Raw genomic sequence first — 8537 nt, forward strand, 5'->3', positions numbered from 1 at the left:
CTGCCGTTCACCCGTGGTGGGAGCACATATTCAGCTACCGGACCATGGGCGGCGAAACCTGGTGCGAAAGCCGCTCCCATGGCATCGTCCCTGTCAGCCGCGTCACGCGCACACCCCAGCGCGTGCGCGCGACCCACGCAGACCCCGCGTACGCCCAGGGAGCCGCCCCATGACATCAGCGCACACCGACCCGCTCTGGCAGCCGGACGAGGAACGAATCGCCGCGGCCGCGGTCACCCGTTTCCAGTCCTGGGCGGCCGAGCACCACGGAGCCCCGGCCCAGGGCGGATACCCGGCCCTGCACCGCTGGTCGGTCGAGGAGCTGGAGTCGTTCTGGCGGGCCGTCGTCGAGTGGTTCGACGTCCGGTTCGCCACCCCGTACGACCGCGTCCTCGGCGACCGGTCGATGCCCGGAGCCCAGTGGTTCCCCGGAGCCACCCTCAACTACGCCGAACACGCCCTGCGCGCCGCCTCCGAGCGACCCCATGACCCGGCCCTGCTTCATGTGGACGAGACACATGAGCCGCGGCCGATCAGCTGGGCCACGCTCCGGCGCCAGGTCGGCTCCCTCGCCGCCGAACTCCGCGCCCTCGGCGTCCGCCCGGGCGACCGGATCAGCGGCTATCTGCCGAACATCCCCGAGGCCGTCACCGCCCTGCTCGCCACCGCCGCCGTCGGAGCGGTGTGGACCTCCTGCGCCCCCGACTTCGGGGCGCGCAGCGTCCTGGACCGCTTCCAGCAGGTGGAGCCCGTCGTCCTCTTCACGGTGGACGGCTACCGCTACGGCGGCAAGGAGCACGACCGCCGCGACACGGTCGCCGAGCTGCGCGCCGAGCTCCCCACCCTCCGCGCGGTCGTCCACATCCCGCTCCTCGGCACCGAGGCCCCCGAGGGCACCCTGGAGTGGTCGGCCCTCACCTCCGCCGACACCGCCCCGGTCTTCGAACAGGTCCCCTTCGACCACCCCCTGTGGGTCCTGTACTCCTCCGGTACGACCGGCCTGCCCAAGGCGATCGTGCAGTCCCAGGGCGGCATCCTGGTCGAACACCTCAAACAGCTCGGCCTCCACTGCGACCTGGGCCCCGATGACGTGTTCTTCTGGTACACCTCCACCGGCTGGATGATGTGGAACTTCCTCGTCTCCGGTCTGCTCACCGGCACCACCGTCGTCCTCTACGACGGCAGCCCCGGCTATCCGGACACGGCCGCCCAGTGGCGGGTCGCGGAACGCACCCGCGCCACGCTCTACGGCACCTCCGCCGCCTATGTCATGGCCTGCGCCAAGGCGGAGGTCCACCCCGGCCGGGACTTCGACCTCTCCGCGGTCGGCTGCGTCGCCACCACCGGCTCCCCGCTGCCGCCCGACGGCTTCCGCTGGCTGCACGACGAGGTCCGCGAGGGCCTGTGGATCGCCTCCGTCAGCGGCGGCACCGACGTCTGCTCCTGCTTCGCGGGCGCCGTCCCCACCCTGCCCGTCCACATCGGCGAGCTCCAGGCCGCCGGCCTCGGCACCGACCTGCAGGCATGGGACCCCTCGGGCAAGCCGCTCACCGGCGAGGTGGGCGAACTCGTCGTCACCAACCCCATGCCGTCCATGCCGATCCACTTCTGGAACGACCCCGACGGCAGCCGCTACCGCGACAGCTACTTCGAGATGTTCCCCGGCGTCTGGCGCCACGGCGACTGGATCACGATCACCGACCACGGCTCCGTCGTGATCCACGGCCGCTCCGACTCCACCCTGAACCGCCAGGGCGTCCGGATGGGCTCGGCCGACATCTACGAAGCCGTCGAACGGCTCCCCGAGATCCGCGAATCCCTCGTCATCGGCCTGGAGGAGCCCGACGGCGGCTACTGGATGCCGTTGTTCGTGCACCTCGCGGACGGCGTCTCCCTGGACGAGGCGCTGATCTCCCGCATCAACCGGACGATCCGCTCCGAACTCTCCCCGCGCCACGTCCCGGACGACATCATCGAGGTCCCCGGCGTGCCCCACACCCTCACCGGCAAGCGCATCGAGGTCCCGGTCAAGCGCCTCCTCCAGGGCACCCCCCTGGCCAAGGCCGTCAACCCGGGCTCCGTGGACGACCTCGGCCTGCTCTCCTTCTACGAGACCCTGGCCGCCTCCCGCGCCCGGAAGCGGTAGCCGACGGCGGTGGGGCGGGGCGGGGCCGAGCCCCCGCCCCACCGCCCGGTCCGCCGGCCCCGCGGCCTCCGCCGGCTCCGCACCCTCCCGGTCCACCGGCCGCCGTGACGGCTACCCGCCGTACGTCGCCTGCGTCTCGCCGAGGACCCCGGCGAAGTCGGCCGCCAGCCGCCGCGCCGCCGGCTCCTCCAGCGCCGCCGTCGTGATCCGCACCGCCGGTGCCGAGGCGATCCGGAACCGCGCCCCCGCCGCCACCCACCATCCACGGGTGCGCAACCCGTTGACGACCGCGGACTCGTCCCGCACCGGCACCCACACACTGAGGCCGCTCGCCCCGACCGCGCCGATCCCGTGCCCCGCCAGCGCCTCGATCAGCGCCGTCCGCCGCACGCCGTACGCCTTCTCGCCGGCCGCCACCAGGCGCCGGACCTCCTCGTCCGCGAGCAGCCCGGCCGCCGTCTCCTGCAGGACGTGGCTGACCCAGCCGGACGTCATGAGCAGCCGCCCGTCGTGCCGCGCCAGCGTCACCGGGTCGCAGGCGAGCCCGGCCCACCGCAGGTCGATCCCCAGATGCTTGGATGCGGTCCGCACCTGGGCCCACCGTTCGAGCCCGGCCGCGGCGAGGGTGTACGCGGGTACGCCCGCGATGTCCGCGTTGTGGTCGTCCTCCACGACGAGGACCTCCGGGAAGTCCCCGAGGACCGCCGCGAGCGCGTCCCGCCGGCCGCGTCCGAAGTACGCGCCCGTGGGGCTCTGACCCCGGGGGCTGCACACCACCGCCCGTACCCCTGACCGCAGCGCCGTGCGCAGGGCCTCCGGCACCAGCCCCTCCGCGTCCACGGCGACCGGCACCATCCGCAGGCCCAAGGCGGGCACCAGGTCCAGCAGATGGTGGAAGCCGGGGTCCTCGACCGCCACCGCGTCACCGGGATTCAGCTCCGTCGACAGCAGCCGGGCGATGCAGTCCAGCGCACCGTGCGCGAACGTCACGTGCTCGGCCGGGACACCGTCCCGCGCGAACCACTCCCGCGTCAGCTCCTCGAGCCTGCCCAGCCGGGGTGACGCGCGATGGGAGCCGTACACCGGCCGCACCAGCGCCGGAGGGCGCAGCTCGGGCAGGAACGCGGGGTCCGGATGGCCGCCCGCGAGGTCGACGAGCCCCTCCGGCACGCGCGGCGGGCGTCGCGAGGCGACCGAGGGCGCCTGCGCGATCACCGTCCCGCCGCGCCCGCGGGTGACCACGACGCCCCGCTGCCGCAGCTCCCGGTACGCCGTCGCCACTGTCCCGGGACTGACGGCGAGCTCGTCGGCGAGCCGCCGCACCGGGGGCAGCGCGTCCCCCGGCCCGAGCCCGCCCTCGGAGACCCCGCGCTCGATGGACGCGGCAATCCCCTTGGCCGTCGTCCCTACGATCGAATATTGTGCTGCCACGTATCGAATTATGTATCGATACAAAAGCCGACGTCAAGGGGGGCCCGTGCGCCGCACACCACTGAAGGACCGCATCCCAGGAGGCACCGACGGCCGCCGCATGCTGCTCATCGGCTTCATCGACAAGTCCGGCACCGGCCTCTGGGCCACCTCCATCGCCCTCTACTTCACCTACGTCTCCGGCCTGGGCATCGGCCAGATCGGCCTTCTCGTCGGCGTCTCCGGCGGCTTCGGGATCATCGGCGCCCCCCTCGCGGGCCGCCTCGCCGACCGCTTCCCCCTCACCCGCCTCCTCATCGGCGGCCAACTCCTGCGCGCCGCCGCCCTCCTCGCCCTGCTCACCACGGACACGTACGCCCTGCTGCTCCTCTACTCCGCCATCGGCGCCGTCCCCGACCGCGGCACGAACGTCCTCACCAAGCTCTACGCCACCCGCGTCGCCGGCCCCGAACGCGTCCGCTACCAGGCCATCAACCGCACCGTCGGCAACCTCGGCTGGTCCGTCGGCGGCCTCGGCGCCGCCGCCGCCCTCTCCGTCGCCACCAGCACCGCCTTCCAACTCCTGCTCATCGGCAACGCCCTCACCTACCTCGTGATGGCGACCCTCACCCTGCGCTGCGCCGAACCCCCGGCCCCCGTCCGCGTCGCCGCCGCCCCCGGCCCGCACCCGGACGCCACCCAGCCCGCCCCGCCCACGAGCCCCTGGCGCGACCGCGCCTTCCTCCTCTTCACCGCCAACGAGAGCGTCCTCTCCCTCCACGACTCGATCCTCCAAGTCGCCCTGCCGCTCTGGATCGTGCACGCCACCGACGCCCCCGTCGGACTCGCCCCGGCCCTCATGGTCGTCAACAGCGTCCTCGTCGTGCTCTTCCAGGTCCCCCTCGCCCGCTTCGGCGCCACCACCGAAGCCGCCCGCCGCCTCCTCGTGCCGCTCGCGTGCCTCTTCGCCGCGGGGACCCTCGCCTTCGCCGCCTCGGCGGCCGGCGGACCCGCCCTCGCCATCGCCGCACTGACCGCCGGCATCATCGCCCTCACCTTCGCCGAGATCGTCCAGGCCACCGTCTCCTGGGAACTCTCCGTCGCCCTCGCCCCCGCCGAAGCCCAGGGCAGCTACCTCGGCGTCCACGCCCTGGCCCCCGCCACCCAGCGCTTCGCCGGACCCCTCCTCCTCACCGGCGTCATCTCCGCCGGCCCCCTGGCCTGGCCTGTTCTTGGAGCCGCCCTCGCCGCCACCTGCGCGGTCCAGAGCCGCCTCGTCCGCCGCACCCTCACCCGACCGTCACTGTCAGTGCCCACCGCTACGGTGAGTGAGCATTGATCGACAGGACCCAGGGGGAGACATGCCACAGCCCGACACCACCGCAGCCCTGCGTCGCGCCCTGCGCCGCGAAGTCCCCAGCACCGTCGCCCTCCTCGCCGACGAGGACGACTTCGCCGCCATGCGGCACTACGCCACCTTCCGCTTCGACGACCACCCCGCCTATCTCCGCCAGGTGGAGTCCCTGCTCAAGGAGCTCGCCACCCGAGGCGGCCACACCACCGTCGCCCTCTTCGACCCCGAGGAGTACGCCGCCTACTGCGACGAGACCGGCCTCGACCCCGACCGCCCCGACAGCCGCAGCCGCTACACCGCCGAGCGGGCCGTCACCGGCGCCCGCGTCCCCTACACCGGCCAGCCCATGACCGACCTCGTCCCCACCCTCATCGACACCGCCGTCCACCGCGCCACCTGGGAGTACGCCACGATGCTCCTCGCCGACACCGGCGAGTGCGCCACCTGCGGCGAGGACATCGGCCGAGCCGCCTTCGACCGGGCCTCCCATCTGCTCGTCCGCCTCCTCGAAGCCGCCGGCCCCGGCACCCACCACCTCGTCTGCAGCGTCCCCGCCGCCGACGAACAGCTCCTGGCCCTCCTCCACACCACCCGCGACGAGCGCGGCCCGGCCCGGTTCGACAGCGCGGAGGGAGCCCAGTTCGTCACCGTCCTCGCCACCGGCATCGCCCTCGGCGCCCCCGGCGGAGTCGTCCTGCGCACCACCGCCCCCGGCGCCCGCGACCGCCTGCACGGCTGGCGCCTCACCCAGGGGTCGCTCCTGCCGCTCAGCGAGGCCGAGGTCTTCAACGCCTACTGCACCGACGCCCGCACGGGCGAGCCGATCGCCCCCGAGCCCCACGCCGACTACCACGCGGGCTTCGACCTGACCCCCGAGGACGACTGGCCAGACCACCACTGACGCCGAAGGGGCTCCCCGCCACTCACGTGACGGGAAGCCCCTCCGATCGACCACGATCCGCCGAGATCACTCCCCGGACAGCACCGCCTGCGCGGCCCGGCGGGCCTCGTCGGCCGTGTCCGCCGCACGCGCGGCCGCCGCGGCCCGCTCGCACTGCGCCAGCGTGTACTTCGCGAGCGTCGCCCGCACATAGGCGATGGACGCCGCACCCATCGACAGAGAGGTGACACCCAGACCCGTCAGCACACAGGCCAGCAGCGGATCCGCGGCGGCCTCACCACAGACGCCACAGCTCTTGCCCTCGGCCTTGGCCGCCTCGGCGGACAGCGCCACCAGGTCGAGCAGCGCCGGCTGCCACGGATCCTGCAGCCGCGACACGGCACCGACCTGACGGTCGGCGGCGAAGGTGTACTGCGCCAGGTCGTTGGTGCCCAGCGACAGGAACTCCACCTCCTGCAGGATCGAGCGCGCCCGCAGCGCGGCGGAGGGGATCTCCACCATCGCGCCGAACTTGGCCCGCAGCCCCGCCGCACGACACGCGTCGGCGAACGCCTTCGCGTCCGTACGGTCCGCCACCATCGGCGCCATGACCTCGAGGTACACCGGCAGCCCCTCGGCGGCCTTGGCGAGCGCGGTCAGCTGCGTCCGCAGCACGTCGGGGTGGTCGAGCAGCGACCGCAGCCCCCGGACGCCCAGCGCCGGGTTCGGCTCGTCCGCGGGGGTCAGGAAGTCGAGCGGCTTGTCCGCGCCGGCGTCGAGCACCCGCACGACCACCCGGCCCTCGGGGAACGCCTCCAGGACCTTGCGGTAGGCGTCGACCTGCTTCTCCTCGGACGGCGCCTTCGCGCTGTCGTCCAGGAAGAGGAACTCCGTACGGAACAGCCCGACACCCTCGGCCCCGGCCTCCACCGCCGCCGGCACGTCAGCCGGACCGCCGACGTTGGCGAGCAGCGGCACCTTGTGCCCGTCTGAGGTCGCCCCCGGGCCGCTGGACGCGGCGAGAGCGGCCCGGCGCTCGGCGGCGGCGGCCGTCAGCCGCTCCTTCCGCTCCTCGGTCGGGTCCACGAAGATCTCCCCGGTGGACCCGTCCACCGCGATGACCGTGCCCTCGCCGATCTCACCCGCGCCAGGCAGCGCCACCACGGCCGGCACGCCCAGTGCCCGTGCGAGGATCGCGCTGTGGCTGGTCGGCCCGCCCTCCTCGGTCACGAATCCGAGCACCAGCGCCGGGTCAAGCAGCGCCGTGTCGGCGGGAGCGAGGTCCCGGGCGATCAGGACGTACGGCTCGTCGCTGTCCGGCACACCCGGCATCGGCACGCCGAGGAGGCGGGCGACGATCCGGTTGCGGACGTCGTCGAGGTCGGCCACGCGTCCGGCCATGTACTCGCCGGCGCCCGCGAGCAGCTCGCGGTAGTGGGAGAAGGCGTCGTAGATCCCGCGCTCCGCCGTGCTGCCGACCGCGATCCGGCGGTCGACGTCGGCGATGAGCTCGGGGTCCTGGGCGATCATCGCCTGAGCCTCGAGCACGTGCTGTGCCTCGCCCCCGGCCAGATTGCCGCGCGCGATCAGGTCGGCAGCCACGGCTTCCACGGCCTTGCGGGCGCGCCCCTGTTCGCGCTCCGCCTCGTCGGCGGGAATCTGCTTGGCCGGCGGTTCGAGTACCGCCGTGCCCATGTGCCGAACCTCGCCGATCGCCACTCCGTGGCTGACGCCGACGCCTCGCAGCGTTGTTTCCATCTCACCCGTCTCCGATAGAGCGACGGCACCCCGGCCGCCGCGATGTATGTCGGACCCCCGGCCGTCGCGAGGACGGCCCGGCGTCACTTCCAGCCGAAGAGCTGGTCGCCGGTCTTCACGTCGCCGTCCTCGACGACGTCGGAGAGGGAGTCGACGGTGGCCTCCAGGGCCACGACGGGACAGATGGGGGACTTGCCGGCCGCCTCGACCTCGGCGGGGTTCCAGCGGACGACGCCCTGTCCGCGCGTCACGGTGTCCCCCTTGTTCACGAGCAGCTCGAATCCCTGCCCGTTGAGCTGGACGGTGTCGATCCCGAGGTGGGTCAGCACTCCATGGCCCTCGCCGTCGACGACGACGAACGCGTGCGGGTGCAGAGAGACGATGACGCCGTCAACCGGAGAAACGGCCTCCGACGGACCACGGTCGGGGTCGATGGCGGTGCCGGGGCCGACCATGGCGCCGGAGAAGACGGGGTCGGGTACTGCGGCGAGACCGATGGCGCGTCCGGCAAGCGGCGACGACACGGTTGTCATGGGAAGCCTCCCAGGGGCGGAGATGGTGTGGCGCCGTCACTACCTGTCCTGGACGGCGTACTGTTCCGAAGCGTATGTCATGAGAAGTCCTAGTTCCGCACGAGACGTACCAGTTGGCGGACCTAGAGGCTACCCAGAAACGATTTGCCTCTACTGACGGTGAGATGTACTGTCGTACTTCTGCCTGACCCCAACGCGACATCGAGTCGTGGGTCGGCAGCACCTATCGAGCCAGATCCTAACCCCAGTGGTCTACACCTCTGCATGCACTGCGGAGAGCGTGGTCGGGGGGAGCGAAAAAGCCTGGTAGTGTTTGACCCCGCCGCAAGGGAAAGCGCAAAAAGCGAATTCCTGAACCGGCAAACCCGCTCCAGCGGGTGGCGGAAACGGAAATCGGATCTGCTAAGCTGGAAACACGAAAGACCGAAGGGAAAAGCCCGGAGGAAAGCCCGAGAG

Annotated in this window: 6 protein-coding genes; 3 read left to right on the forward strand and 3 right to left on the reverse strand. The window is 72.6% G+C overall.

Annotated features, from left to right (window positions below; genetic code table 11):
* The first annotated feature begins 169 nt into the window (after positions 1-169).
* A complete protein-coding gene (locus ACFZBD_RS29375) occupies positions 170-2146 on the forward strand; it encodes an acetoacetate--CoA ligase (RefSeq protein WP_391145293.1) in 1977 nt (658 codons plus the stop codon).
* Between the two features lie 111 nt (positions 2147-2257).
* On the opposite strand, the gene ACFZBD_RS29380 is transcribed toward ACFZBD_RS29375, so the two are convergent.
* Entirely contained in the window at positions 2258-3577 is a 1320-nt protein-coding gene (locus ACFZBD_RS29380; RefSeq protein WP_391145295.1) for an aminotransferase class I/II-fold pyridoxal phosphate-dependent enzyme, read from the reverse strand.
* 46 nt (positions 3578-3623) lie between these two features.
* On the opposite strand from ACFZBD_RS29380, the gene ACFZBD_RS29385 reads away from it, so the two are divergent.
* Together ACFZBD_RS29385 and ACFZBD_RS29390 are read left to right on the forward strand one after the other, a co-directional pair.
* Positions 3624-4895 carry an MFS transporter gene (locus ACFZBD_RS29385; RefSeq protein WP_391145298.1) on the forward strand — a complete coding sequence of 424 codons (1272 nt, stop codon included), beginning with the start codon at positions 3624-3626 and terminating at the stop codon, positions 4893-4895.
* Positions 4896-4917: 22 nt separating this feature from the next.
* Positions 4918-5811, forward strand: a complete 894-nt coding sequence (locus tag ACFZBD_RS29390; protein ID WP_391145300.1) for a hypothetical protein — start codon at positions 4918-4920, stop codon at positions 5809-5811.
* A 66-nt stretch (positions 5812-5877) separates the two neighbouring features.
* On the opposite strand, the gene ptsP is transcribed toward ACFZBD_RS29390, so the two are convergent.
* Both ptsP and ACFZBD_RS29400 read right to left on the reverse strand, forming a co-directional pair.
* Complete coding sequence (gene ptsP, locus ACFZBD_RS29395; protein ID WP_391145302.1) at positions 5878-7548, reverse strand: phosphoenolpyruvate--protein phosphotransferase; 1671 nt, start codon at positions 7546-7548, stop codon at positions 5878-5880.
* Positions 7549-7631: 83 nt separating this feature from the next.
* Positions 7632-8081, reverse strand: coding sequence for a PTS glucose transporter subunit IIA (locus ACFZBD_RS29400; RefSeq protein WP_391145304.1), 450 nt, complete (start codon positions 8079-8081; stop codon positions 7632-7634).
* Positions 8082-8537: the final 456 nt, after the last annotated feature.

This window comes from Streptomyces sp. NPDC008121 (assembly GCF_042957155.1).
Taxonomy (GTDB): domain Bacteria; phylum Actinomycetota; class Actinomycetes; order Streptomycetales; family Streptomycetaceae; genus Streptomyces.

Coding starts and splice junctions, on each gene's coding strand:
- ACFZBD_RS29375 (WP_391145293.1), top strand. CDS start 170: ATGACATCAGCGCACACCGACCCGCTCTGGCAGCCGGACGAGGAACGA.
- ACFZBD_RS29390 (WP_391145300.1), top strand. CDS start 4,918: ATGCCACAGCCCGACACCACCGCAGCCCTGCGTCGCGCCCTGCGCCGC.
- ptsP (WP_391145302.1), bottom strand. CDS start 7,548: ATGGAAACAACGCTGCGAGGCGTCGGCGTCAGCCACGGAGTGGCGATC.
- ACFZBD_RS29400 (WP_391145304.1), bottom strand. CDS start 8,081: ATGACAACCGTGTCGTCGCCGCTTGCCGGACGCGCCATCGGTCTCGCC.